The sequence below is a fragment of the Pseudomonas duriflava genome (assembly GCF_007830155.1).
Classification (GTDB): domain Bacteria; phylum Pseudomonadota; class Gammaproteobacteria; order Pseudomonadales; family Pseudomonadaceae; genus Chryseomonas; species Chryseomonas duriflava.
Genome location: NZ_VLKY01000005.1, coordinates 206,542 through 232,250, shown reverse-complemented (window position 1 = coordinate 232,250; position 25,709 = coordinate 206,542). Strand labels below are relative to the sequence as shown.

Sequence of the window (25,709 nt, the reverse complement as noted above, 5' to 3'; positions counted from 1 at the left end):
GCGTACGACTTCATAGCTATCGCCTTGCTTGTGGCAGGTTTTCAACTGGCCTGTCTCATGTTTCTAGGCGTATGGGTCTTTGGTCTGGCTTTAACTGCTACGCTGATCTGGGCTCTGGTTAAAGCAGGTTGCAACGGTTGGGCGCTGCTTCTACGTCTTGCGTGGCTTGCCTTTATAGGCCGTTATATTGGCGAAGTGTTTAGCGTGAGGTTTCCGCATCGCTCTGACGCTTCTTATTGGCGGCCTCTTCGACGCGAGCAGCATGGTCGGCCGAGGCCGCCTCGGCGAGTTCTGTCCGGGCCGCAGCCTGGTTACCTGCCGCAGCATATTCCTGGGCTTTCTGTTCATGCCTGGCAGCTTCCTTACGATAGTCCTCGGTCTTATCGCCACAGGCAGCCAGCCCTGCCAAAGTCAGGGCTGCGAACGTGATAGCCAACACGGAGCGCATGGTCCATTCCTTCTTCCGTCTAGTGCGTTACTTGGAAGAAGGGGGCTGCCTGAAGTTCAAAAAATGACTGGCTGCGGGTTAAGCGAGTATTTTGGTGACAGGTAAGAAGCCTCTGGTACGCTGCGTTTAGTGCACCCATAGGTGTTTGGAACACCCAGGATGCACTAACCACAACAAAGGATGCATTGCTTAACCGTGGGTCGTGAGCACCGACTCCATCCAGTCCACCACGGCGGCGCCGTCTATACCAAGACAGACGTCTACTACCGGCGAGCGACTCCAATGCTCGTCTACATACTGACGACCTTCAGGTGCAAAAATAGTCTGCCCTTCGGCCAGGCCCTCGGTGATCACATTCAGATGTCCGCGTACGGTCTGGAACAGATCGGGGCGACGCAACCAGGCTACGGCGCAACTGTCGTGCGGGCAGCAGCCATCGATACCCAACGCGGACCCGTAGAACTTCGCATAAAACGCATAGCTGTGCGCCAGCAGCGGGCCGAGAGTGCGATGCGCTTCGGTGATGCGTTGCATTCTGGCCGGGTCGAGACAGGTGCGATGGGTCACATCGAGGCCCACCAGCGTTAGCGGCCAACCCGCAGTCAATACCTGCGCAGCGGCATGGGGGTCCGAGAAAATGTTCGCTTCGGCTAACGGTGTAACATTACCTCCCTCACGAATCGATCCGCCCATAACCACAACGCGGGCCACGCGATGGACAACCTCGGGGTCGAGTTCGAGGGCTTTGGCAAGATTTCCCAGCGGCCCAACCGCCACCAGCGTGATTTCACCGGGCCGTTGGCGGGTCTGCTCGACAATGAACTCTGCGGCGCTCTGGCTGACGGCTTGACGGGTCGGTGCCGGCAGGTGCAGATTGCCCAAACCATCGTCTCCGTGCACATGGGTCGGTACTGGGTATGGCGTCTTTTCGAGTGGCGTACCGACGCCCTGGGCTACAGGAATGTCCAGGCCGGCCAGCTCCACCAGTAACAGTGCGTTGCGGGTGGCGGTCTCGATGGAAACGTTACCAAAGGTCGTGGTCAGGCCGACGACTTCGATGCCTGGGTCCGCCATGATCAGAGCAATGGCTTGGGCGTCGTCGATGCCGGGATCGGTGTCGAAAATGATGGGCGTGGTTGTCATGTACGCAGGTCCTTTGTTCATCGTATCGTCAGCGTAAGCATTTAAAGTAAGCATTTGATACGCCGCAGGTCGAATGGGCATCGGGCACGGTAACGCCAGGACAGGAAACGCGTCTACTGTTTCATGTCCCATTTTGCTGCTCCTTTTCTCAACGATAGGATTCCACACATGATCAAGTCTTATGGCTATGCTGCTCACTCCCCGACGGATCGTCTGGCGCCCTACCAGTTCGAGCGTCGCGAATTAGGTCCGCATGATGTCCAGATCGATATTCTCTACTGTGGTGTTTGCCATTCGGATCTGCATACGGCCCGCAACGAGTGGAAAAATACGCTCTATCCGTCCGTTCCCGGGCACGAGATCGTCGGGAAGGTCGTCGCGGTCGGCGAACACGTTACCCGTTTCAAGGTAGGCGACATAGCGGGTGTCGGCTGTATGGTGGATAGCTGTCAGCAATGTTCCTCCTGTGGTGAGGGGCTGGAACAGTATTGCGAAAACGGCTTTGTCGGCACTTATAACGGTCCGGTTTTCGGCGGAGACAATACCTACGGTGGCTATTCCGACAATATCGTTGTCAGCGAGAAATTCGTCCTGCGCATTACGCACACCGAAAATCTAGCAGCTGTGGCGCCGTTGCTCTGTGCAGGCATCACTACCTATTCGCCATTGAGCCATTGGAAAGTAGGCCCCGGCAAAAAAGTTGGTGTAGTAGGTCTGGGTGGGCTCGGCCACATGGCGGTTAAAATCGCCCATGCTATGGGCGCGCATGTTGTGCTATTCACTACGTCACCCGACAAGAAAGAAGATGCGCTGCGCCTGGGTGCCGATGAGGTGGTGGTTTCCCGAAGCCCTGATGAAATGGCTGCCCATACAAACAGCCTGGACTTCATCCTCAACTGTGTCGCCGCCTCGCATAACCTGGACGCATTCCTCGCTCTGCTCAAGCGTGACGGCACCATGACCCTGGTCGGCGCGCCCGCCGAGCCGCATCCCTCGCCTGATGTGTTCAGCTTGATCTTCAAGCGCCGCCAGATTGCCGGTTCGCTTATTGGCGGGATTGCCGAAACCCAGGAAATGCTCGATTTCTGTGCCAAGCACAACATTGTTTCGGACATCGAGATGATCGACATGCAAGACATCAACGAGGCCTACGAGCGCATGCTCAAGGGTGACGTAAAGTACCGTTTCGTGATCGATATGGCGTCGCTGAAAAAGGAAGGGTCGGCAGCCGCTTGAGAAAAGACCTGCCTAAGCGCGTCCGGCGCTCAGGCAGGTCCAACATCGTGTAAGGAAAGGGGACCATGTTATGGGTCTGGTATTCAAACCGCCTGCTCACGGTGATTACAAGACACTTGCCACCTGGGTCTCTGACGCTGAGGCATGTGTCCGGTGGGCCGGCCCACAACTGCTTTACCCTTTTTCCATTGATGAATTGCCCGCGCTGTTAAAGGTGCCTGGTGAAAGTTTCTGTCTCACGGATGACGAAGACCGGTTACTTGCCTTTGGCCAGTATCGTCGGGTGCCTCCGCATACAATTCACCTGTGTCGCATCATTGTGGCGCCCGAAATGCGTAGACAAGGTCTGGCCAGGCAGCTTTGCCAGCGACTGATCCAGCGCGGGGTACAGATGACTGGCGCCTCCAAGGTAACGCTGCGCGTTTACCGAGACAATGTGGCTGCCCAGGCCGTTTACCGTCAGCTTGGATTCGTCCCGGTAGCATTGCCCGGCGAAGAGCAGGTCATTGGTATGCGGCTACGACTTGAGCAGCCCTTACAGCCTCCGTCCCAGGGCTTGGATCAAACGCCAGGATAGCCCTGGCGTTCCCGAAGGCATGTTCCGCTAGGCTTACGGCTGCCCTACATGAATCACGATCTTGCCTACGGAGCGGCCGGACTCGCTGAGTTCATGGGCTTTGACAATATCCTTCAAGGCGAACTCGGCAAAGATGACGGGGCGTAGCAAGCCGTTGTCCACCAGATCAGCCATGCGGCGCAGGATATCGGCGTTCGGTTCGATGAAAACAAAAGCGCTGCGCACGCCATGGGCCTTTGCGGTGTCCTCGGACGGCGGAGCGACAATAGAGACCAGAATGCCGCCCGGCTTGAGCACACTCCAGGACGCCTCTTGTACATCACCACCCAGGGTATCGAAGACTACGTCCACGTTTTTCACAACATCCTGGAAATTCTGCGTTGTGTAATCGATGACCTCATCAGCGCCTAAGGACTCTACCAGCTTGCGGTTTTTCTCGGACGTGGTTGCGATAACATGGGCACCGCGCCATTTGGCCAACTGGACGGCCAGAGTCCCGACACCGCCCGACGCAGCATGAATCAGCACACGCTGACCGGGCTGGGTCTGGCTGGCATTCACAATAACTTCCCAGGCCGTAATGCCAGCCAGCGGCAGCGAGGCTGAGGCTACATGGGAGGCAGTCCTGGGCTTGTAGGCCGCCTCGCTTTCACGCACCGCCACATACTCGGCGTACGTCCCGTTACGCTTGATATCAGGACGTGAAAAGACAGCATCACCCACCTGGAAGCGTGTGACATTGGCGCCGACCTCTTCGACGATGCCAGAAACATCCCACCCCAGGGTCAACGGCATCTGGTAGGGCAGCATGTCCTGCAGATATCCCCGGCGGATCTTCCAGTCCACCGGATTGACTGACGAGGCTACAACACGGATGAGAATGTCGTCAGGATTCAGAGACGGTTTTTCCGCTTCTCCGTAATGAAGGACGCTCGCATCGCCGTAGGTATGGATCTGGACAGCTTTCATCGAAATCTCCATTAAATGTAAGAAGAGTGGTATGGCCGAGGCGAGGGCGGGTAGTCCAGTCGTCCGGCCAGCAGATAGTCGGCGTCATACGCCGGTCTTATGGGTATCTGCCCGTGCGGGCTACCTTACCGGCTTGGGAAACGGCATGAAACGTTTAAGCAAGACTACGCTAACGCTTTTAATTCTTTTTGCGGTCGTGGTGGTGATACGGCTGCTGGCACCGTTCGGTGTGCATCGCTATGTAGAACATCAAATGAACAAGATTCCAGGTTATCGCACGTCTGTCGCTGATGTAGATATCAATCTGTTCAAAGGGGGATATACGCTTCATGGTGTCCGTATCGAAAAGGCCAACGGGGCGGTGCCTGAGCCCCTCTTCGAGACCGAGCGTGTCGAGAGCTGGACGCAGTGGGGCGCATGGGCTGAGGGCAAGCCTGTCGGGTTGACGCGTCTGCACCATCCGGTCTTTACTTTTGTTCTTGCAGATGACGAGGCTCACAGCCAGATGGGCATCGACTCCCGTTGGCTGGCGCAAGTGGATTCCCTGTCTCCGCTGGCGCCCAACCACTCGGAGATCATTGACGGCACGCTGCGTGTGATCGACAAGCATCCTAATCGCCCCGTGACCTTTTTCATCAATAACATCCAGTCGACTACACGCAACCTGGCCAATGCCGAGGGGCTTGAAGATTCCTTGTGGTCTACAACAGAGATGACAGGCTCCCCGATGGGAAAAGGCGCGATGACAACTCATCTAAGACTGAATGGGCTTTCTCCGTATCCATCCTTCGAGATGGATACGGCCATTGATAACCTGCCCTTAAATACCTTCAATGACTTTTTGCGTGCCTACGCCCGTATTGATGTGGAGCAGGGCACGCTTACGTCCCGTACCCATGTTGTTGGAAAAGACGGTCGCTTTACCGCCTATACCAAACCACGTTATGAGGGCCTGAAAACTGTGTCGTTGGAAAAGGATATGGCAGAAGAAGGCGTATTAGGCGTGCTGAAGGAAGGCATCGCTGGCCTCGCGGCTACGCTAACTGACCAGGATGACCCTTCCGATCCGGACGATGGTATTACCCTTCGGCTAAGCGGTGTTGTGAATGCCCACGAGCTGCGTCTTGATCCCGAATCCTCATTGCGTCGCCAGTTCATCGACTCTCTTACGCCAGGTTCGAACTAGGCATGATGCCCTGGGTCATGCATGTCGATTTGCAAAGGCTTAAGCGGGTTGATCAATTTGTGCCAACCCTTTGCGAATCTCGTCTACTCTGCCGGGGCGTACCACCCGTCCCACTTCCTGAGCATCGCGGAAAAAAATCAAGGTTGGCCATAGTTTTACCCGGAACGAGCGACCCAGCGGGCGGCCGCTGCCATCTTCGATCTTGAGGTGCCGCACCTCTTCATGGGTCTCAAAGGCCTGCTCGATAAGCGGCTGTGCAGCACGGCAGAAGCCGCACCAGGGGGCACCAAACTCGATGACTGTAGCACCGGGCAAGGCATCGACTTCAGCACGGGTCGGCTCTTTGTCAGCGTAAAGCGTATTCATAGGCATGGCGTTCTCCTGCAACACGGCGGGGTATTTTCAATAGACCTTTCGGGGTAACGGATATCCCTTCGAAACGATACGCGTACGTGGGCTATAGCAAAAGGCTTACACGATGCTCCGGCGATAAGCTCTGTTGCTTACATGGCAAGGTGCGTACTCTACACACATCGGACAGCGGCGCAGGAAGCGCCCTGAGCAGATCAAGGATGATGACCACGCCAGGATGGCACTCGGCAAGGACGTCGAGTCAGGTCAACAAGAACCCCGCTTCGGCGGGGTTCTTGCGTTTGGGCCGCGGTATGATCGATTCGCCTGGTCTTTACTTCAATCGCAAGCATGCTACCGTACCGCCTGGGAGATGGCCTTCCCCCTTCTAATCGCCCCGTGCTGATGATGCCTATGCCACCCCTTTATCTGGGCGCGTAGGTGCGCTCTGAACGATCAGGATGCGATCATGCTGTGTTGTTGCTTCTTTCTTGAACTAGACCCGCCCCTCTCAGATAACTACTCAATAAGGCAGGAGTATTGGCCATGCTGAAAACCGTACTGGCGATTGCCCTGGGTGCGGCGGCAGGTGCAGTGCTCCGTTGGTTTCTCGGGCTGCGTCTGAATGCTCTGCTTCCCTTTGTACCGCCTGGGACGCTCGCAGCCAACCTGATCGGGGGATATGTCATTGGCTTGGCGCTTGCCTTCTTTGCCGCGACGCCTTCGCTTAGTCCTGAATGGCGGCTGCTCATCGTGACCGGCTTTTGTGGGGGGCTTACCACCTTTTCGACGTTTTCAGCCGAGGTTGTTGCCTTGCTTCAACAGGGCCGGATCGCCTGGGCCTTGGGGGCCATTGCCGTGCATGTCTGCGGCTCGCTGATGATGACGGGCGCCGGTATGCTAACTTTTCAACTCTTCAGTACACGCTGACTGAGATCAGACGCTGCCTATGGCAAAAGGCTTACACGCGCTTACAGTGTTCCGCTCTGTTGCGCAGCGGGAGAGGTACGTAATCTACACACATCGGACAGAGCACAGGATGTGCTCCTCTCAGGTCAAGGATGATGACCGCGCCAGGATGGCACCTCGATAAGGATATTGAGTCCGGTCAACAAGAACCCCGCTTCGGCGGGGTTCTTGCGTTTCAGGCCAAACGATTCGGCTTTCCCCTGCGCGGCATGACGTCTTCCGGTTAGTGTTGTAAAGTTCAATAGTCAGACTATTCTATGGCATCTTGCTATTACGTGTCAGGTCTGATGTTCGCTAACAACTACAACAAGGAACATGTCATGTCTTTTGCTCGTCGAGAATTTCTTACGGCCTCCTTGGCTTCTGCCGCAGCGTTAGCCACTGGGAGTACGCTGGCGGCAACAACGGCTGCGGCTGATGACCCCTTCGGCCTTAAGCGGGACTGGAATGGCAGGCCCGCCATTGTCATGCCCGACCCTGCCTGGGAGGTGCATGATGCTGCGTTTAAAGGTCGGCTGGGCAACGCCATGGTCGAACGTTTGTGGAGCGGAGGACGCTGGACGGAAGGACCGGTCTGGATGGCGGATTGGCGCTGTCTGTTGTTCAGTGATATCCCCACCGCCCGTGTCTTGCGCTGGACGGAGGACGACGGCCGGGTCACGGTATTCAATGCTCAGTCCAACAATGCCAACGGTCATACCCGTGACCGCCAGGGCCGGTTGATCAGTTGCGAGCACGACACCCGACGGGTCACTCGCCTGGAGTACGACGGCAGCACTACCGTGCTGCTGGATACGTTCCAGGGCAAGAAGCTCAATGCGCCCAACGATGCGGTGGTCTCCTCCGATGGTGCGGTGTGGTTCACCGATCCGGGGTACGGCATCCTGGGCGCTTATGAGGGACATAAGGCTGAATTCGAACTGCCAACCAATGTTTATCGCATCGATCCGAACACCGGTGACGCCAGGGTAGTGACGGGCGACTTTCAGCGACCCAACGGTATTGCATTGTCACCAGATGAAAAGCGCTTGTATGTCAGTGATACAGCTGGCGGGGGTGAAGCAGGCAAGCCGCTGCACCTGCGTGTTTTCAATATTGGCGAGAACGGCAGTCTGAGTAATGGCCGGGTGCTGATTGACGCGAAAGAGGGTGGTGTAATTGACGGTTTCCGCTGTGACAGCGAAGGCAACCTCTGGTGCAGTTGGGCTGGTGATGCCTTGCAGAACAGTGTTCGGGTTTTCTCGCCCGAAGGTAAGCCGCTGGCGACTCTGCACTTGCCGGAAACTGTTTCCAACGTGGAATTCGGTGGCGCCAAGGGTAACCGGTTGTTTATTACGGGAGGGCAATCGCTCTACGCGACCTATGTCAATGCAGTAGGTGCTCCGCGTCGTTAATGACCGTTCAGGCGCAGAAAGCCGTCGCGCCTACGATCCTGCGGAGGGGTGCGATTCCCGAGCCTGGGCGAGTAGAGTGATGACCTCTTCATCGGAGGTCTGCTCGAAATCATCGTAATGCATACCAACGGCATAAAACGGTTCGGGCATGAGCAGACAGACCACCTTATCCGCCAGCGGGCGTAATGTATCCAACGTTTCCCGTGGGCCAACCGGTGCTGCGAAGAGCAGGCGGGCGGGCTGTGCTTTCGCCAGGGCTTCCAGAACAACCCGCGCCGTATTGCCGGTAGCGACTCCATCGTCTACAACGATGACCTGACGGTCTGTAATCGAAACCGGCGGACGATCACCACAATACCGGCGGCGTCGCCGCTCGATTTCCCGAAGCTGACGCTCTTTTTCTGCCTCGAACCAAGCGGTTGAGGCTTTAAAATAAGTAAAGGCCGACTGGTCGGCAACCCAATGGGGCGGATTGCCGTCTACGATGGCGCCTATACCGAACTCCTGGTTATGAGGCGCGCCAATCTTTCGGACCAGGACCACATCCAGCGGTGCGGCAAGAGCATGGGCTATCTCATAGGCCACTGGTACACCACCACGCGGGAGGGCCAGGATGATCGGCGTACCCGTGATATGCGGTCGCAAGGCTTCCAGAAGCGCCCGGCCAGCCTCCTGGCGGTTACGAAAACCGGCCATTGTTAGAGGCCGAAGGGGTAGGTGTCATCTTCTTGATGGTCAACGGCCCCGTCCTGCTCAAGCGGCGTAACCGCTCGGGTTTCCTCGATCCAGATAAAGGCGTCAAACTGATCCGCCAGTACCGTTTCGAAATAATGGCTCATCCGTTCGGTCTCGGGGCGGTAGATGACGCCAATGGCGCGATTGAGGAATAGCTCACTCAACCCCTCGCGAAGCTCCTCGCGGCGTGGGTCGCGCCAGTCGGTCAGCGAGGCCGGTATTCCTGCCTGGCGAAAACGGTGCTCCCAGCTGTCGGTACGCGACGGGCGTACCGTCTTGATACGCATGTCACCATCCCAATCATCCGCAGCGGCCACCTGGCCTCTATCCGTGCCCATGCCAATGAGAACCGCCTGCCGATCGTAGGCGCTGCGGCAGAGTTGGCCGATGTTGAATTCGCCACGCCAGCCCATCGCCGTTGCATCGGCATTACCAATATGTGAATTGTGCGCCCAGACGACTGCTTTTGCCTTAGGGCCGCGATGGTCCAGCAGGGCTTGAAGAGTGTCGAACATATGGCGGTCACGCAGGTTCCAGGAGGCGACAGAGCCGCGGTACATAGCGCGGTAGTACTGCTCGGCCGCCCGCACGACGCGGGCATTCTGTTGGGCATTAAAGAACGCTTCGCCGTCGTTGACGAACAGCGAGAGCCGTTCGGAAAGTAAGGTATTCAATTGTGCAACGACTGCATCTTCGCACGAGTCCTTGCCGGCACGCTCGACGAGATGACCATAAAGGGCTGGCTCATCCTGCCAGCGGGAAAGGCAGCTATAGCGTTCACGCGCCTGTTTGGCCAACGCAGGGTCGGTCTCCTCCAGATAGCGCAGCACTTCTGAAATAGAGTTGCGTAGGCTATACACATCCAGGCCACGAAATTCGATCCGTTGATCAGGTGAGAGAGCACTGTTGTGTGCATGCAGCCAGCGGACAAAGGCGTCCATGTCCGTGTTGCGCCACATCCAAGTTGGAAAACGGGTAAAGGCCTTTTCCTTCCAGGCGGAAGGCCCAAGTCTTCGCACGTACCGATCGATCTGACTGGCATCGGGCCAATCCGCTTCAGCCGCCACAATGTTGAAGCCGTGCCGCTCGATCAGTCGCCGGGTAATGGCAGCGCGTGCCTGGTAAAAGTCGCTCGTGCCGTGGCTGGCCTCGCCAATCAGCACGACTCGGGCATCGCCATAACGGTCGAACAGTTCGCCGAACTCGCTTGAGTCGAGCGGGGGCAGGGGCTCGGCGTATTGACGCAGCAGGTTGGGAATATCGTCTTCAGCGTGTTCCGTCGAGCGATGCAGAAAACGTTGCAGCCGTTCTTTCGCATTCAGAACCATGGCGATCTACCTCATGGAAAAGGAGATACAGCGCCCTTTTCCGTGGGCTATTGATGACGTCATGCATAGTCTGAAGACTCTGGTAGGCGCTGTGATGTTCCAGTCGAAAGGCTTTGGTTAGGAAGCCGCCGATTATCGGTACACGTACCGCTTCGCTGCGACATTGGTGGCAGGGCACGGTCAACCGGATTCACCCCGTCATTTGAGGAGGATCTCTATGACATCTAGTGTCGAGGTGCTGGATCGGAGTATTCAGCAAACTAATCTGTGGCTGGACGATATCGCTACGCACATGGGGGCGCCGGACCGGCAAACGGCTTATCAGGCCCTGCGCGCCGTGCTGATGGCGGTGCGTGATCGCATTGGTATCGACAATGCAGCCCATTTGGCGGCTCAGTTGCCGCTAATGATTCGAGGCATCTTCTATGAAAATTTCCACCCGCACGGCACACCGACGCAGGAAGAGACCCGCGATGCATTTCTAAAGAAGGTAAGCAGCCTTATTTCCCCAACCGTAGATGCCGACCCAGCAAAAGCCACCAAGGCGGTACTGCGGGTTCTGTACGAACGAATCGATCCAAACGAAGTGGCAAAAGTGGCAGGGTTGTTCCCTATGCCGCTGCGCAGCCTATGGCCTGAAGAAACCGATGTGCCGGGCACTCGGGAGGGAGAAGCGTAATATGCAAATCAATGTCGAGCCGCTGGATCAGTCAGTCAAACAGGCCCTACAATGGATCAACGAGGTCGATGAGCGCATGGGGACCCATAACCCGCGTTTGGCGATGACAGCTCTGCAATGCACCTTGCAGGCGGTGCGGCGACAACTCGAACCCGAGCAGGTAGCACATCTAGCCAAGTGCCTGCCGATTCCTCTGAAAGGGGCCTTGTTCGAGAACTGGCGTCCGACTGCTCCCCGTCCGGCTGCGAATCGTGCCGATTTTCTAAGCGCGCTCCAGGATACGGTGTTCCGCAACGTTGGGATTACAGTCGAACGCGCTGTGAAGGCGTCGATCGAAGTAATGTGTAAGCGAATACCGGCCGAAACCGTAGCAGAGTTCGCGACACGATTGCCGTTTGACCTGCGTAGCCTGTGGTCGAACGAGCCCTTGCCTTATCCCGGACATGGAGCGGTATAGCTGTTTGTCAGCTATGGAAAAATATTCAGGAGAGTCCTTAAGGTTATCGGAAGCAGGCCGATAGACTGAATATCGGGACACACTACACCCTCCTGTAGCCCGACTCTTTTTTACCCGGCTTCGGTCGGGTTTTTTATGCGTGTGTATTTAGGTGGGGATTACAGAAAGAAAGACGCGTTACATAAAGGGTTTTGTTTTCAAGCCGATAACTACATAACTTCTTTCAGACCATGATGTCTGGCTAAAGCGGCCTGTTTAGGCCAGGCCTTTTCAACATGAACGAAACGCTTTCTTCTATAGATCGCCATCAGATCCTGCAGAACGTTACCGAGCGATTCTGGGGAAAGGCAGGCCTCGGTGTCACAGCGGCTTTTATTACGCATGCCGTCTTTGCCGTGGTCTTTTATCTCGTGGGTAGCATGAGCCTAGCTGTCTTTAATGTGGGCAGCGTTGTGGCGTATGCCATTTGTCCCCGATTGTTAAAGACCAAGCGGTTTCGGCTCGTCAGTCTTATCCTTGCCTGGGAAATCATACTGCATTCGCTACTCGCGACCTTGATCATGGGGTGGAGCAGTGGGTTTTACTACTATCTGTTCTGCATCATCCCGCTGGCGTTGTACAACTATACGATCAGTATCAGCTGGAGAGCCGCCTTTTGCGTGGGCACTCTTATCGTTCTTGCGGCCGGTAAGCTCATGGCGCCTCAGTTGGTCAACCAGGTGGGTTTAAATGCCGATCAATTAGAACTTTTTGCTTTCGCCAACCTGATCATCGCCGCAGTTATCCTCATTTATATCGCAGCACTAACCGCCTTTTCCTCGCTGGCCATGCAGTCGGATCTTTTTAATCTGGCGAACACGGATGGCCTGACCAAGTTGTACAACCGTGGTCGGCTGCATACTGAGGCACAACGTCTTTATGCGTCTCAGCGCTATAAGCCGCTCGCCTTGATCATGCTAGATGTCGACCATTTCAAGACGATCAACGATACCTACGGACATGATGTAGGTGATGCGGTCTTACAGAAAGTTTCGACCGTACTCATAGAGAGCGTTAGGTCTACGGATGTCGCGTCTCGCTGGGGCGGCGAGGAGTTTCTCATTCTGCTGCGCAACGCCGATTTAGGCATTGTGCGGAATATTGCAGAGCGCATCCGGCAGCGGATCGAAGCCGCCGAGTACGAGGGCGAGAACGGCCCCATCAAGGTGACTGCAACGTTGGCTTTTTGTGAGATAGGCCAGAATGAGGCCTTGCAGGATGCGATTCAGCGAACCGACAAGGCGCTGTATGTGGGGAAAAAGTCAGGGCGGAACCGGGCCGTGGCGGCTGAAGCACAGAAAATGATCGAAGCGTCCTGAGGTATAGCCAACGGGTGCCCTGAGAAATGCGGGGCGCTTGGATGATACGGTCATTTTCACTGCTCAAAGGCCAGCCTCTAGAGTGCTCAAGCAAAGAGACCATTTTTCTGTTCTCTCTGCTGTGAGTACAACACTTGTCGGTAGAGGGGATTTTCCTGGGGCTCCGCCTGCTCCAATCCGAACAGGGGATTTGATGCCAGGGAACCATGATGAGTGTGCCCGATACTCTCTTTGCGGATTTCGACGTTCAGGAAAGGCTGGCGCAGCAGCGTGCCCAGCTACCTGAGGAAATCGCGGCCCTTGCCGAAAATCAGATTCTTCAGTCACCTCCGGCCCGGCTGGTCGATTATTTCGTCCAGAAGAACACAATACAGCCCCCGGTCTTGCGGCGCAGTGACTGGCAGATGGACGTGCAGGAAGATTATGCCGTTGAAGAGGAGGCTCCCATTCAGCGGCTGGAAATCGAAGTGCCTTTTGATGGTGACGAAGAGTTATTCCAGGCACGGAGCGGGGCACCGTTCGAAACGTCGCTGCCGATCAAGATCCATAAACAATCGCTGCTGATAACCCTTGAGGTCAAACCCGGAGAGGAGCACGGCGCCAAGGCCATGATCGAGCGCACGCTTAACGACATCGACAAACACTTGGACCGGATAAGAAGCGTTGTGATGGCTTACAACGAGGCCCTAGTGAGCCAAGTGGAAGCTGAGATTGAAAAACGTCGGCAGCAGCTGCTGGGACGAAAGGCGCTGCTTGCCGCTCTTGATATTCCTTTACGACCGCGCCCAGGCGGGGCGCGGCCCGGTAGCCGAAAACCATTGCCCGCTCTACCTCTCGTACCCGCCGAGCCGCAACGGCCGGAGCCAACGCTGACGCCTACGCAATATGAGCAAGTGCTAGAGGCTGTCCACGGCGCGGTCGAATGCCTGTCTTATAGTCCCAGCCTGTTCGCTGCAATGGACGAGGGGCTGCTACGAAATCACGTTCTTCTGCATATCAACGCCGCTTTCGAGCGGGACGATGGTGCAGAAGAAGCGTTCAGGGCCAAAGGCCCGGCAGGCTTTGAACTGCTGGTAGGCGGGCGAGGCGTCTTTACCGGGGAATGCCTGTTCTGGAGCCATGCCGAAGCGTACAACCGTTATCTTGATGAGCTGCTGGCATCTGCACTGTGGCAGGAGGCGAAAGCCGTTTTGCTGGTATTTCAGAGGGGCAAACGTACCGCTTCTGTATTGAAAAACGTGTGCGCTGCGACAGAGAGCCACCCTGGCTATGTTGCGTCAGCAATCAACCAAGTTGAGTCAGGCTGCCGTTTCGTATTGCAGGTTTCCAAAGATACCTCACGGCAGATCACGCTGACGGTACGGATTGTCGAAGCGCCCAACTCGGCTGTTAAAACCAAGCCGACAAGCGCACCACGCCGGACGAGAAAGGCGGACCCGGCTGCTCATGGGCAGGCTGGGTTTGATTTCTGATCGGCTACGCGTTGTTGTGATCAAACCGCCTCGCAGAAGTGCCTATAAATAAAAGGTCAGGGAGGCGAGGGTGTCGATAGGACTCTTCTGATAGGGCGGAGACAGGCTGCTTTCCAAAAAAGTGTCCAAGAGACGCTGCGGAAGGTGAAAAAGGCCTGAATGGTTTTCGAAGCCAACAAAAAACCCGCCGAAGCGGGTTATTTGCTGACCAAGCTCGACATCCTGTCGACATGCCATCCTGGCAGAGTCATACGTCCTTGATCAGGCTGAGCGCGTCCTGCGCTGCATCTGATGTGTGTAGAGTACGCACACCGCGCAGGCAGGCCTAGCGGCAAACGTGGTAGACGTTTGTAAGCCTTTTGCTACGCCTGTTGTAGAGCAGGAAGCTTATGGGCTAAGACGAAGGATAAGATCATGACTGGTATACGCTACGCCCGGCTTGGGTCCATGGAAGTAAGTGCTGTCGAAGCAGTAGGGCAGCGCTTTGAAAAGCACAGCCATGACGAATGCGTCATTAGCGCCAATCTGCTTGGTGAGGAGCAGGTCTGGCTGGATCGAAAGACCTTTACTGCACGAGCAGGAGCGATTACCGCTTATAACCCCGGGCAGATTCAAGCGGGCGGTGCTCAGGAGGGGCAACCATGGCGGTTTGTCAGTTTGTACCTGACGACGGAGAGGCTGGCCGCCGATATAGGAGTGAGCCGGGTCGAGTTCGAGCGACCTGTGTGTGAGCGACCAGACCTGGCAAAGGCTTTGGCCGTGGCAATAGCCTGGAGCTTGTCCGGTGATCCGTTCATGTGCGAGCGCGGCGAGGAAGAACTGGTCATGCTGCTGCCTCAAGTCATGACGGCGATAGGTGTACGCCTGGCCTGCCCAGTCTCCATGGGGGTATCAGCTGTCATACGTACTCAGGAACTACTGGCCGCACGGTTACAGGAGAGTCCGACGTTGGACGAGATAGCCTGCGAACTGGGATTGTCCAAGTTCCACATGCTGCGTACCTTTCAGCAGGAAACCGGGCTCAGCCCTCGGCAGTGGGCCATGCAACTGCGTACGCGCCGCGCCCAGGCCCTGCTGCGTGCCGGGATGCCCGCCACGCAGGTAGCCTATGCGTTAGGGTTTGCCGATCAAAGCCACCTGAGTCGGCATTTCCGCGCAGCCTATGGACTGTCACCAGGGCGTTATCAACGTGCCCTACGAGGGTGAGACCGCAATCCAGTACAAGTTTTTTCCGGCCATAACAGGCAGGGTTGCGCTGTTTCTTTTTCCGGTGATCTCTCATGCTGATGATCGTAATGTCCGCCGCACTGTTCGGTTTTATCTTTTGTTTGTCTCCCGGCGCCGTTTTGGCGGAAACGCTCCGGCGTGGTTTACAGGGTGGCTTCAGACCCGCCTTGTATGTGCAGCTAGGATCACTGATCGGCGATGCGCTCTGGGCCTTATTGGGGCTTGCCGGAATCTCTATCTTGTTGATGGAGCCGGCCATCCGAACGCCGCTGGCAGTGGTTTGTGCGATCTACCTGACCTGGCTGGGCTTCAGAAGCATGTATGAGGCCTGGCGTCTGCCTGCGCCAACTGATGAAGCCAGCCCGCAGACAGCAGGTGCTTTTCTGACCGGTGCTCTGATTTCCCTGACCAACCCCAAGAACATTGTGTACTGGGGCGCACTTGGCAGTGCGCTGGCAGGAATTGTTGGCGATACCCCTGGCACCGGGCAGTTGGCTGCCTTCTTTGGGGGATTCATGGCGGCTTCCGTAACCAGTTGTTTTATCAGTGCTGGTTTGGCCGCCTGGTTGGGCCGTACTGTTTCGCCGCGCGGCCACCGCATCAGCCACGGTGTATGTGGGGTCGCCTTGTTGGTACTGGCCCTGCTGGCTCTGAACGGACGCTGAAATGAAAATAATGTGATGTAGATCAAATGAAACCCTGCCTTGATAGGATGAGTCTATTAAGTACCACGTCCGGGCATGAGTACACCGTTACCCCCTTGAAGGTTCGTGTCACCTACCGGAATGAATTATTCGTTTCGCTGGCTGCAAGGGCTTGGCGCAGGAGAGTGGGGTAAACGATGACGACAAGCAGCGACAAGGGGGATGCCAACCTCGACCGACCACTAGATACGGAAGGGGGCGGACAAAGTGCTGGGCTGCCGGCCGGTGGGAAGCTAGAGGGCAACAGTTATCATCCGTTGGGTAATCCTGGCGTCAAACACTGGCAGGCCTCCTATATCTCACGGTCGGGCCTGGACGATCGAGGCAACATATTCTTCGCTGCCGTTGAAATGACGCGGATGCCTATGGCCATCAGCGACCCGAATCAGCCGGACAACCCTCTCGTCTTTGTCAATCGGGCATTCCTCGACCTGACCGGATATCGAGAGGAAGAAGTCGTAGGACGAAACTGCCGTTTTCTTCAGGGTGAGAAGACGGATCCAGATACCGTAGCGGAAATCCGGGCCGCGCTTCAGGATCATCGCGCTGTAGCTGTGGATATTCTCAATTATAAGGCCGGCGGTACGCCGTTCTGGAATGCCTTTTTCACGGGGCCGATCTTTGATGAAAACGGCAGGCTGCTGTACTGGTTCGCTTCGCAAATCGACATCACACGGCGACGTTTTTCAGAGCAGTCGTTTCGGCAAGCACAAAAGATGGAGGCGATTGGTCAGCTCACGGCCGGGCTCGCCCATGATTTCAACAACCTGCTTCAGGTCATTACCGGCAATCTTGAACTCGCCGAACAGTACACGCAGGACAACGCGATGCTGGCGCTCGCGATCCAGAGCGCCCAGCAGGCCGCCGAGCGCGGCGGCAAGTTGACTCAGCAGCTTCTGACCTTTGCCCGAAAGCAAAGGCTGGAGCCTAGGCAGGTCAGTCTGAATTCCCTCGTTGTGGACTTCAGCGAAATGCTGGTGCGCACGTTGGGTGAGAAAGTGGATCTGCGTTTGGATCTTAAACCAGGGCTGCCCGCGTGTACGGTAGACCCTACCCATATGGAAATGGCCCTGCTGAACGTGTTGATCAATGCCCGCGATGCAATGCCTAACGGCGGCAAAGTAACGATCGGGACGGCCATTTTGCAGGACCGGGAGCGCAGCGATGCCCATCGTTTGCCAGCGGGCGTGTATGTCATGATCTGCGTCATAGATGAGGGCGAGGGGATGCCGCCTGAAATCGTACAGCGGGCCACTGAGCCCTTCTTTACCACCAAGACGCCGGGCACCGGCCTTGGGCTGGCGATGGTGCACGGCTTCGTTCAGCAATCACATGGTCGTCTGGAAATCGAAAGCCAGCCGGGTGAGGGCACTACGGTGCGGATGATTTTTCCCGTCGCGACTGAGCGAATGGTGCCGCCTACACCTTCTGACGGCTCCTCGGAGGATTCGGCTACGCTTCAGTCGGCCTCAACAATTCTGCTGGTCGAAGACAGCGACGACGTACGTCAGGTTACGGAGTCGTATTTGAAGTCGTTGGGCTATCAGGTTTTCTCCGCTGCTAGTGGAGAGGACGCCTTGCAGTTGCTCGACCGGCAAGGCCCTGTGGATTTATTATTCACTGACGTCATGATGCCGGGCGGCATTAATGGGCTGGTCCTGGCCAGACGTATTCGCCAACGGTACCCTGATATTCCAATACTTCTGGCAACCGGCTACATGGATGATCTGGCCAGTCAGGATGTTGATGTTTCCATGATTACCTTGACTAAACCCTATCGGCAGCATGAGCTGGCCGATCGAATAGCCACGCTATTGGATCGGACCCCGTCCGTGTTCGGCCAGAGGAATTTGACTGAGTGATACGCCATATCCTTGTGGTCGACGACGACTTCCAGATTGCTACGCTGTTCCAGGACTTTTTGGAGGCCAGTGGTTACCGGGTATCGATAGCCCATGAGGGTGTATCTGCCCTGAGTATTTATGATGCGGATCCGGCCGATGCCGTTATTACCGACCTGGCTATGCCAAGAATGGGAGGCAGCGAGCTTATTCGTCATTTAAGGCTCCGCACTCCCTCGCTCCCAGTGATTGTTGTGTCGGGGTATCCCAGCGAAGACTATATCGACAGCCTTAACACGGTTGTTTTCATGAAGCCTGTGAAACTTGCACAACTGGTGCACCAGCTTCAGGAACTGCTCGCCGAGGCGTGAGCTGCCTGAGTTTGAACGGTGGCGCCTTCAGGCATTTACCCACTGCTCAACTACGCGGGGGAGTACATCCTCACAATGGGATTCAACCTTTAGGGTTAGTAAGGCATCCGCCCGTGTCTTGCCCAGGTTGATGGCCATGATGGGCTTGCCTTCCCGGTGAGCCTGCTGACAGAGACGAAAGCTGGAGTAGGTCATTAGCGAGGTACCTATGACCAACAGCGCCTCTGCTTCTTGTACGCTGCGTGTTGCTGCGTCAGCCTGATGGGTCGGTACGCCGTCGCCAAAAAAGACAACATCAGGCTTGAGCATTTCGCTGCCGCAGCAGGGGCAGGCGGGCATGCGAAACGCATTGAGGTAATGCTCAGCCAGTTGAGCGTCTCCATCGGGCGCAAGGATAATGTCGGCCTCCTGCAGGTAGGCGTTTTCGGATTCCAGAATGGCCTGAATATCTTCTCGTCGTTGGCACTTGCCACAATCCAGGCAAACCACGCGATGCAGGTTGCCATGCAGTTCGATGACACGGTGGCTGCCAGCCTGTTCGTGCAACGCATCCACATTCTGGGTGATAAGGCGTGAAATGCGGTGCTTTGCCTCAAGGTGGGCCAGGGCGTGATGCGCTGCATTTGGCTGCGCCTGACGCACGGTAGGCCAGCCCCGCATGCTGCGTGCCCAATAACGCCGCCGGGCCTGTGCCGAGCTGACGAACTCCTGATGCATCATTGGCGCTCGCCCGCGGCGAACACCGTTGGCGTCTCGATAATCCGGAATGCCCGAAGCCGTGCTGATACCTGCCCCGGTGATGACCAGAACTGTACGTGATTTCACAATATTAAGTAGTTCGGTCAAGGGTGATTCTGATGTGACATCCAGCATGGCAAGGCTTCCAGCGAAAGGGCAACACAGTCTTTCGATCAAAGACTTATGATTTTTACCTGACCCTGGGGCCAGCTGATCGTTCTACAAGGGCCACTCAGGAAGACAAACAAGAATGAGGCCTATGCTCTGCTTTTATTTCTTAGAGAATAATTTGAAAGCTATGTAACATTAATTTGCAAAACTCTATATATAAGTTTTGTATAGCTCTAGTGGGTTTCTATGATTATTAAAACCGCTGATCGGTATTTGTGATCCTTATAGTATATTAAAGAACCCTTGCCGTTTGCCGATAGTCATTAAAGGACAAACTTTTTCACATAGTTGTAAACCACTATGCCTTCGTTTAACCCTAGCGTATCCGGATTGTTCAACGATAATTGTGATGTGCAATTATCGGCTGTGCCTGAAAGTTCGAATTTGGTTGTTCTGGCCGTTAAGGATAACGATACAGGCCAGAGCGTGACACGATTGGTTAGTCGACTAGATATTATCGACTTGCAACAGCTGATGCTAATCTCTAGCGAGGTGAAGCGTGAGTTGAACCGTTTGAATAAAGAATATGCAGCTAAACACTAATGCTGCTGTCTTTGTTGCCACGTTTAGTTTGAAAAGTATTGTGCTACCCAATAGAACTTATAAAGAAACCGCACGCGCTAGTGGCAGAACGTTAAGGTTAGGATGTCGATAAGTAGTCTATAGGCGGCGCTGGTTAATTAATCGGAGCGCCGGAACACTGCCTTATAACAAGTACTTCGCTGTAAAGCAGTGCTCTTTATTAAAAGCGTAGTGGGTACGTAAGCCCGGTACGTTACTTTGCTTGGCCGAATACCTTGGTCAAATGCGCTTGGTAATCGGCAACATCACGCTCGATGTTAGGCTCCTTGATGACATCATTTGCCAGGAACGTAGGCAGGGCTTCTAGGCCTATAAATTGCTGCGACTTATGGAACGGGAAGTACACCCCGTCCACACCCTTGCCTTCAAAGAAGTTACCAGGCTCGTCAAAAGCCGCTTTGGGTGCGTTCCAGGTCAGGGACAGCATGTAGCGGCGACCTTGCAGGAGACCACCACTGCCGTACTGCTTGGACGGGTCAGAGCGGGTGCGTCCATCATTGGCATATAATGAGCCGTGACCAGCAGTAAGGACTTCATCCAGGTATTTCTTTACGGTCCAGGGCGCGCCCATCCACCAGCCCGGCATCTGATAGATGATCGCATCAGCCCATAGGTACTTTTGGACTTCTGCTTCCACATCATAGCCGTCTTCGATGCGGGTTTCCTTCACGGTATGGCCCAGCTCGCTCAGGTGGCCGACAGCCATAGTGTGCAGGGTATCGTTATAGCGTCCGCCCGAGTGGGCAAACGCTTTACCGCCATTGATCAATAAAATGTTCATGAATGCCCTCTGCGCTTCAAAATGGCTAGGCGCACGTTGCTTTCTTGCGCCTGAGAAAACAGACAGTGTGGCTGGTTAATGCTTGCCTTTTAAGTAGGGAAAGTGGAAAAAATACTTGATATTTAGTCAAGAATGGCTGGCGCACCATGAAAACCACGCTGGAAGAACACTTGGTCTTCAAGACTGTTGTGGAAACCGGTTCTATTACAGCCGCAGCGGATCAATTAGGGCAGACCGTATCCGGCGTCAGCCGTGCCTTAAGCCGGCTGGAGCAAAAGCTTGATACCACCCTGCTGCGCCGTACTACGCGGCGGTTGGAGCTGACCGATGAAGGCCGCCACTTCCTGGCCCAGATACGTGCCATCCTGGCTTCGGTCGACGAGGCTGAAGAGCAGTTAGCCATTCGTCGGCAACGACCCGCCGGACGGCTACGGGTCAATGCTGCGCCCTCGTTTATGGTCCACACCATCGTGCCGTTGGTAGGTGCCTTTCGGGAGCAGTATCCCGGTATTACCCTGGAGCTGGACACTAACGACCGTTTCATTGATCTCCTGGAGCAGCGTACGGACGTGGCGATTCGCATAGGTGAATTGCGTGACTCCACTCTCCAGGCGCGGCCGCTGGGGCAGAGCCCGCTACGCCTGCTGGCCAGCCCCGAGTATCTGGCCACCTATGGCGAACCGAAAAGCGTGGCTGATCTTAAGCGACATACCTTGCTGGGCTTTAGCCAGCTCGACCATCTCAACGAATGGCCGGTACTCGATAAGCACGGTAGAAGGCTGCATGTAACCCCGGACCTGTCTGCATCCAGCGGGATGACCTTACTGGCGTTGGTTCAGGCGGGGCAGGGTATCGCCTGCCTCGCTGATTTCATGACTCATACGGCCCGTGAGCAGGGGCAGCTTGTGCCGGTCTTGGTCGATCACCTGCAGGATGTTCAGCAGACCATCAATGCCGTGTACTACCGCAATACCCAGTTGTCGCTGCGAATTACGCTGTTCCTTGATTTTATTGCCCAGCACCTGAACACCCGTCTCTGACCAAGGGCCGGCACTTCGACGCTGATCCGCCCTCCTACTAGAAAGAGATCTACCCACTGGGCTTACAGCATCCGTTTTTTATCGTAGGTGTTCCCATGTATCGAATCGGTTTTGCATGCAGTTACAGGCATCCCGACAGAAGCCTGCCCGCCAAGGAAATCGAGACCATCGAGCGGCTTTACAATGGCAAGACAACCACACTGCGCTGGATGTCTGGCGTAACGACCGAGGCGGCGGAGGAAAAGCTGCTGTATGTCATCGAGCACAATCTGCAGGCGCAGATGCGTCTGCTGAGCTATGTGAACTCGTTGCCGTCGCATTTAAAAATGATGCGGATGAGCAGTGACATCCTGCCGTTCTATAGCCACCCCAGTTATACCTATTTCTATGACTCGACCACTATTCGCCGTTTCATTACGGAGCAGTTCGAGGCCATCGGCGAGTACGCCCGTGCCCATGACATAAGACTTTCCATGCATCCAGGGCAGTACTGTGTGCTGGCGTCCGATAATCCGGACATCGTGGAGAACAGTATTCGCGAGTTCGAATACCATGCCGACATGATCCGCATGATGGGGTATGGCCGCAGGTTCCAGGACTTCAAATGCAACATCCATATTTCCGGGCGGCTCGGAGTAGAAGGGATTCGGCACATATGGCCACGCTTGTCCGAAGTGGCTAAACAGTGCATTACCTTTGAAAACGAGGAAAAAAAGCACGGCGTAGACGCCTGCCTGGAGCTGGCCGATCTCGCGCCTGTCGTACTTGATATTCACCACTGCTGGATTCATGAGGGACGCTATATCGAGCGGGACGACCCTCGGGTCCAACGCATCATTGAAAGCTGGCGAGGCGTGCGGCCGACCATGCATTACTCGCAATCGCTGGAAATGTTAATGGACATGGGCTTTTCGGCCAATGAAAAGCTCGATATGGAAACGCTGTTGACCAAGGTTAACAAGCGAGACCTGTATGCCCATAGCGACCGCATGTGGAACCGCTGGTGCAATCAGTATGCAATGTCGTTTCTCGATAGATTCGACATCATGTTCGAAGCCAAGCACAAGAACCTGGCCGTTATCGACTTTTATAACGACTACCTTGCTCAAAAGGCGGCTTGAGCAAGCTATAGCGCGTTGTGGGGCATTGCACCGGAGACATGTATGTACCGGTGCCGTATGCAGTCTCTATTGTTTGTCAGGCACGCTAGCAGCCTGGGCTCTGACGTCGGAAGGCGATACTCCAAAAGCTGCTCTAAATACGCGCGAGAAATGGGCCTGGCTGGAAAACCCATGCCGGTAGGCAATTTCACTCACGCTTTGCCTTTGCAACGCGGGATCAGACAACGCGGCCTTGGTCCGCTCCAATCGGCGCTTTAGGATGAAGTGTGCGACGGACTGATGTTCTTCAGCAAACAGCCGACTCAGATGCCGAGTTGATAGGCCTACGGCCTTTGCCACCTGTGTTGCTGTCAGCTCCGGATCGGGCAGGTGTTCTTCAATAAACGTAAAGGCCTGCAATCGATAGCGTGCTGCCAGGGCGGAGGCGTAGGGTTGACCTGTCTGCGTTGCCAACAGATTAAGGATGACATTCAAGGCCGCCTCACAGGGTACGCGGGCCGGAGATGTGTCTTGCATATTCAACAGGGCCAGCGCCTGAGCACGCAGTTCGTTTAGAAGTACACGCTGCGTGGTCTGTTCTGGGCCAATCCGGATGGGCTTGCGCTTGAGCACCTGAGCTTGATCCTGAAAGCGGTCCAGCGGAACGTCGAACAGGAGTTGCCGCATGTTGCCTGTGAAGCCGAACAGGTAGGGCGTGTCAGTTGTGTAAAGCACCAGTTCGCCGGGCTTAAGTGTAAAGCACTCAGCCCCTTGGTAGAAAAACGCATCGCTCTTGAGGATGAGGCTAACGAATACGGCTTCCTTGGGAGTCGCCCTGATTAAGGGAGGCGGGCGCTCAATAACATGCGGGTTACCCCGAATGTCTGCCAGGCGCAGTGTGGTCAGATCAAGATTGTCTTGTGCGGCGTCCAGGCCTTCTTCTGCAAAGGAGGAGCACTTGAGCCCAACCAGTGCTTGAGCATTATAAGCTTCCCATAAATCGAGACGTTGATGGGGCGGTACATTACGGGTCGAAATACGACTCACGATAGGCATGGCAAACCTGTTCTTTTTATGGGCGAGTCTGCTCTCTGAGACTAGGCGGCCAGGGCATGATGGTCAATCGTCTGAGGCGAAGCGATATGCCCTCAGGTGTCCTGAATCGGCAAAAGAAGCGGCCGGATTCGTCAAATATTATGTACGTGGCTGCGGTATGGTCGATGCCAGAACAAGAACGAGAGGTTTCATCATGCCTGAGTTAGCCCGCACTGAGTTCTGGAAAGAACTGCAACCCATCGCCCATTGCTTCAAGCCAGATACCAAGCCCGAAGTTTATATTGCTAATGCGCCAACCGAGGATGAGCGCTATTACGTGCCTTTTACCGATAGCGTTTCCAGCCGGCCGTTATGGATTTCGCCTTCCGAGAACAAGTGGTGCGATGTACTGATGGCCAAGGAGGCCGGTCTGGTCAATCGGCATTACCATCCCCATGAGGTCTTTGCCTATACGATCTCGGGAAAGTGGGGATACCTTGAGCATGACTGGACCGCCACTGCCGGGGATTTTGTCTATGAGACGCCCGGTGAGGGCCACACGTTAGTAGCCTATGACTACCATGAACCGATGCGGGTGTTTTTCATCGTGAAGGGCCCGCTGATCTGGCTGGACCACAACGGCAATAGCGAGGGCTACTTTGATGTACACGACTATATCAAGCTCTGTCGTGAGCATTACGAGCGAATAGGTATTGGTGCAGCCTATGTCGATACGTTGTTTCGCTGAGTCTAGCCTAAGGCGTTAGAGTGTGTAATAACCACAAGGCACTGCATTGCGGTGTACATCCATCCGATGCAGTGCCTTGTGGTTAACGTGCCTTACAAAGAATAAGTTCGCTTGAATCTCAACACGTCACACCGGGACGTTCATATTGATCCGACGCCAGATCGCCTCGGCAAAGCTGTATACCGCAAAAGCAATCAGGCCCAGGGCCACAACCAGCAGAACGAACTGTCCGAAAGGCAGGTTTTGCAAGCCATTCAAGGCATCCTTGATACCCGGGGGATTCGTTGCCTGATAACGCGAGCCGCTGATGCCCAAAATGAAGGCAATTTCGATAAAAGCGATGCCACGGGCAATCAGGCCGAACTGGGAAACAGGACGTACGATCTTCATGACGTTGGCATTGGCCTGGAAGTATTTCTCGAAACTGGCCTTCCAGCCTTTAATCAGATGTGCAATTCCTACGCCGAGCGGGATCAGGGCAATAGCGCGAATGACGAGATTAGAATGATCCCAGGCGAGCATCTTGGCCAGAAAGTCCTGTGTTTGACCGCCGCCGCCTCCCGAGCCGCCACCTCCTGGCCCTTGAAAACCGCTTATTAGTAAACCCACGGCAAACAACGACAGCAATACATAGGTGACTCCGCTGGCCAGGAGGCCGATCCGAACGGTCAGGCCTTTTATGTCCGTACCATGGTGATCCGAATCTCGGATTGCCTGAACGGCCCGCCAGGCGGCAAAGGCAGCAAGGCCTACTACCACGATCCATAAGAGCAGCGTGCCGGAGGGTTGAGCCAGTACCTTTTCCAAGCTCTGATGGCTATCGACCGGCTGGCCCGAACCCATGGCTGCCAGCGCTGCAAAACTGCCAATGATCAAATACACCACGCCTCGGGCCGCATAACCGCTACGAGCAAGAAGGGTAAGTCCACGGTTGGGAGTCATAGTGCGTCTTCCTACAATAAAGCCTGATATAGGAAAGACATCATTAGGCCATATAGGGTTCTAGCGGATGGGAAGTACCTGACGAGGTATCAGGCGCAGCTCATCATACGGTCCGCCTTGAAAGGCC

Annotated in this window: 27 protein-coding genes; 17 read left to right on the top strand and 10 right to left on the bottom strand. The window is 55.5% G+C overall.

The genetic code is table 11. The features are described 5' to 3' along the window. Positions 1 to 199: 199 nt before the first annotated feature. Both IQ22_RS09235 and IQ22_RS09230 read right to left on the bottom strand, forming a co-directional pair. A complete protein-coding gene (locus IQ22_RS09235) occupies positions 200 to 448 on the bottom strand; it encodes a hypothetical protein (protein ID WP_145140960.1) in 249 nt (82 codons plus the stop codon). Positions 449 to 637: 189 nt separating this feature from the next. Then, complete coding sequence (locus tag IQ22_RS09230) at positions 638 to 1,591, bottom strand: nucleoside hydrolase (protein WP_145140958.1); 954 nt, start codon at positions 1,589 to 1,591, stop codon at positions 638 to 640. Between the two features lie 168 nt (positions 1,592 to 1,759). On the opposite strand from IQ22_RS09230, the gene IQ22_RS09225 reads away from it, so the two are divergent. Together IQ22_RS09225 and IQ22_RS09220 are read left to right on the top strand one after the other, a co-directional pair. Further along, entirely contained in the window at positions 1,760 to 2,827 is a 1,068-nt protein-coding gene (locus IQ22_RS09225; RefSeq protein ID WP_145140956.1) for an NAD(P)-dependent alcohol dehydrogenase, read from the top strand. Between the two features lie 70 nt (positions 2,828 to 2,897). Then, positions 2,898 to 3,404, top strand: coding sequence for a GNAT family N-acetyltransferase (locus IQ22_RS09220; protein WP_145140954.1), 507 nt, complete (start codon positions 2,898 to 2,900; stop codon positions 3,402 to 3,404). A 33-nt stretch (positions 3,405 to 3,437) separates the two neighbouring features. Here the strand turns inward: IQ22_RS09220 and IQ22_RS09215 are convergent, their stop codons facing one another. Then, entirely contained in the window at positions 3,438 to 4,373 is a 936-nt protein-coding gene (locus IQ22_RS09215) for an NADP-dependent oxidoreductase (protein WP_145140952.1), read from the bottom strand. Positions 4,374 to 4,518: 145 nt separating this feature from the next. Between IQ22_RS09215 and IQ22_RS09210 the strand changes: the two genes are divergently transcribed. Beyond that, entirely contained in the window at positions 4,519 to 5,559 is a 1,041-nt protein-coding gene (locus tag IQ22_RS09210; protein ID WP_158635421.1) for a DUF748 domain-containing protein, read from the top strand. 39 nt (positions 5,560 to 5,598) lie between these two features. On the opposite strand, the gene IQ22_RS09205 is transcribed toward IQ22_RS09210, so the two are convergent. Further along, complete coding sequence (locus tag IQ22_RS09205; RefSeq protein WP_145140948.1) at positions 5,599 to 5,931, bottom strand: thioredoxin family protein; 333 nt, start codon at positions 5,929 to 5,931, stop codon at positions 5,599 to 5,601. Positions 5,932 to 6,456: 525 nt separating this feature from the next. Here IQ22_RS09205 and crcB point away from each other — a divergent pair. Together crcB and IQ22_RS09195 are read left to right on the top strand one after the other, a co-directional pair. After that, on the top strand, positions 6,457 to 6,840 hold the full coding sequence (gene crcB, locus IQ22_RS09200) for a fluoride efflux transporter CrcB (protein WP_145140946.1): 384 nt from the start codon (positions 6,457 to 6,459) through the stop codon (positions 6,838 to 6,840). A gap of 359 nt (positions 6,841 to 7,199) precedes the next feature. After that, a complete protein-coding gene (locus IQ22_RS09195) occupies positions 7,200 to 8,273 on the top strand; it encodes an SMP-30/gluconolactonase/LRE family protein (RefSeq protein WP_145140944.1) in 1,074 nt (357 codons plus the stop codon). A gap of 30 nt (positions 8,274 to 8,303) precedes the next feature. On the opposite strand, the gene IQ22_RS09190 is transcribed toward IQ22_RS09195, so the two are convergent. Together IQ22_RS09190 and IQ22_RS09185 are read right to left on the bottom strand one after the other, a co-directional pair. Next, on the bottom strand, positions 8,304 to 8,969 hold the full coding sequence (locus tag IQ22_RS09190) for a phosphoribosyltransferase (protein WP_145140942.1): 666 nt from the start codon (positions 8,967 to 8,969) through the stop codon (positions 8,304 to 8,306). Positions 8,970 to 8,971: 2 nt separating this feature from the next. Continuing rightward, on the bottom strand, positions 8,972 to 10,336 hold the full coding sequence (locus IQ22_RS09185; protein ID WP_145140940.1) for an erythromycin esterase family protein: 1,365 nt from the start codon (positions 10,334 to 10,336) through the stop codon (positions 8,972 to 8,974). 217 nt (positions 10,337 to 10,553) lie between these two features. Here IQ22_RS09185 and IQ22_RS09180 point away from each other — a divergent pair, with 217 nt between their 5' ends. The 8 genes from IQ22_RS09180 (at position 10,554) to IQ22_RS09145 (ending at position 18,445) form a co-directional block, all read left to right on the top strand. After that, positions 10,554 to 11,015: a DUF2267 domain-containing protein gene (locus IQ22_RS09180; protein WP_145140938.1), complete on the top strand. Its 462-nt coding sequence runs from the start codon at positions 10,554 to 10,556 to the stop codon at positions 11,013 to 11,015. 1 nt (position 11,016) lies between these two features. Then, positions 11,017 to 11,472 (top strand): DUF2267 domain-containing protein, encoded by a 456-nt coding sequence (locus tag IQ22_RS09175; protein ID WP_158635420.1) that lies wholly within the window; start codon positions 11,017 to 11,019, stop codon positions 11,470 to 11,472. A gap of 275 nt (positions 11,473 to 11,747) precedes the next feature. After that, a complete protein-coding gene (locus tag IQ22_RS09170) occupies positions 11,748 to 12,830 on the top strand; it encodes a GGDEF domain-containing protein (RefSeq protein ID WP_145140934.1) in 1,083 nt (360 codons plus the stop codon). 209 nt (positions 12,831 to 13,039) lie between these two features. Further along, positions 13,040 to 14,302 carry a hypothetical protein gene (locus IQ22_RS09165; RefSeq protein WP_145140932.1) on the top strand — a complete coding sequence of 421 codons (1,263 nt, stop codon included), beginning with the start codon at positions 13,040 to 13,042 and terminating at the stop codon, positions 14,300 to 14,302. Between the two features lie 414 nt (positions 14,303 to 14,716). After that, positions 14,717 to 15,508, top strand: a complete 792-nt coding sequence (locus IQ22_RS09160) for a helix-turn-helix domain-containing protein (RefSeq protein ID WP_145140930.1) — start codon at positions 14,717 to 14,719, stop codon at positions 15,506 to 15,508. Between the two features lie 74 nt (positions 15,509 to 15,582). Next, positions 15,583 to 16,194: a LysE family transporter gene (locus IQ22_RS09155; protein ID WP_145140928.1), complete on the top strand. Its 612-nt coding sequence runs from the start codon at positions 15,583 to 15,585 to the stop codon at positions 16,192 to 16,194. A 176-nt stretch (positions 16,195 to 16,370) separates the two neighbouring features. After that, positions 16,371 to 18,095: a histidine kinase famiy protein gene (locus IQ22_RS09150; protein ID WP_145140926.1), complete on the top strand. Its 1,725-nt coding sequence runs from the start codon at positions 16,371 to 16,373 to the stop codon at positions 18,093 to 18,095. Next, a complete protein-coding gene (locus IQ22_RS09145; protein WP_145140923.1) occupies positions 18,092 to 18,445 on the top strand; it encodes a response regulator in 354 nt (117 codons plus the stop codon). Before IQ22_RS09150 ends, IQ22_RS09145 begins: the two co-directional genes overlap by 4 nt. Positions 18,446 to 18,472: 27 nt before the next feature. Here the strand turns inward: IQ22_RS09145 and IQ22_RS09140 are convergent, their stop codons facing one another. After that, positions 18,473 to 19,318, bottom strand: a complete 846-nt coding sequence (locus IQ22_RS09140; protein ID WP_145140921.1) for an NAD-dependent protein deacetylase — start codon at positions 19,316 to 19,318, stop codon at positions 18,473 to 18,475. Between the two features lie 336 nt (positions 19,319 to 19,654). Between IQ22_RS09140 and IQ22_RS09135 the strand changes: the two genes are divergently transcribed. Then, positions 19,655 to 19,897 (top strand): hypothetical protein, encoded by a 243-nt coding sequence (locus IQ22_RS09135; RefSeq protein WP_145140919.1) that lies wholly within the window; start codon positions 19,655 to 19,657, stop codon positions 19,895 to 19,897. 232 nt (positions 19,898 to 20,129) lie between these two features. Here the strand turns inward: IQ22_RS09135 and IQ22_RS09130 are convergent, their stop codons facing one another. Then, on the bottom strand, positions 20,130 to 20,717 hold the full coding sequence (locus IQ22_RS09130; protein WP_145140917.1) for an NAD(P)H-dependent oxidoreductase: 588 nt from the start codon (positions 20,715 to 20,717) through the stop codon (positions 20,130 to 20,132). A gap of 146 nt (positions 20,718 to 20,863) precedes the next feature. On the opposite strand from IQ22_RS09130, the gene IQ22_RS09125 reads away from it, so the two are divergent. Beyond that, positions 20,864 to 21,757, top strand: coding sequence for a LysR family transcriptional regulator (locus tag IQ22_RS09125; RefSeq protein WP_145140916.1), 894 nt, complete (start codon positions 20,864 to 20,866; stop codon positions 21,755 to 21,757). 95 nt (positions 21,758 to 21,852) lie between these two features. Beyond that, the gene (gene uvsE / locus IQ22_RS09120; protein WP_145140914.1) at positions 21,853 to 22,878 is read left to right on the top strand and encodes a UV DNA damage repair endonuclease UvsE; all 1,026 of its coding nucleotides are present in this window, start codon (positions 21,853 to 21,855) and stop codon (positions 22,876 to 22,878) included. Positions 22,879 to 22,944: 66 nt separating this feature from the next. Here the strand turns inward: uvsE and IQ22_RS09115 are convergent, their stop codons facing one another. Further along, complete coding sequence (locus tag IQ22_RS09115) at positions 22,945 to 23,913, bottom strand: helix-turn-helix domain-containing protein (protein ID WP_145140912.1); 969 nt, start codon at positions 23,911 to 23,913, stop codon at positions 22,945 to 22,947. A gap of 193 nt (positions 23,914 to 24,106) precedes the next feature. Here IQ22_RS09115 and IQ22_RS09110 point away from each other — a divergent pair, with 193 nt between their 5' ends. Further along, positions 24,107 to 24,640 (top strand): 2,4'-dihydroxyacetophenone dioxygenase family protein, encoded by a 534-nt coding sequence (locus IQ22_RS09110; protein ID WP_145140910.1) that lies wholly within the window; start codon positions 24,107 to 24,109, stop codon positions 24,638 to 24,640. Between the two features lie 126 nt (positions 24,641 to 24,766). On the opposite strand, the gene IQ22_RS09105 is transcribed toward IQ22_RS09110, so the two are convergent. Further along, the gene (locus tag IQ22_RS09105; RefSeq protein WP_145140908.1) at positions 24,767 to 25,582 is read right to left on the bottom strand and encodes a DUF1206 domain-containing protein; all 816 of its coding nucleotides are present in this window, start codon (positions 25,580 to 25,582) and stop codon (positions 24,767 to 24,769) included. Between the last annotated feature and the right edge of the window lie 127 nt (positions 25,583 to 25,709).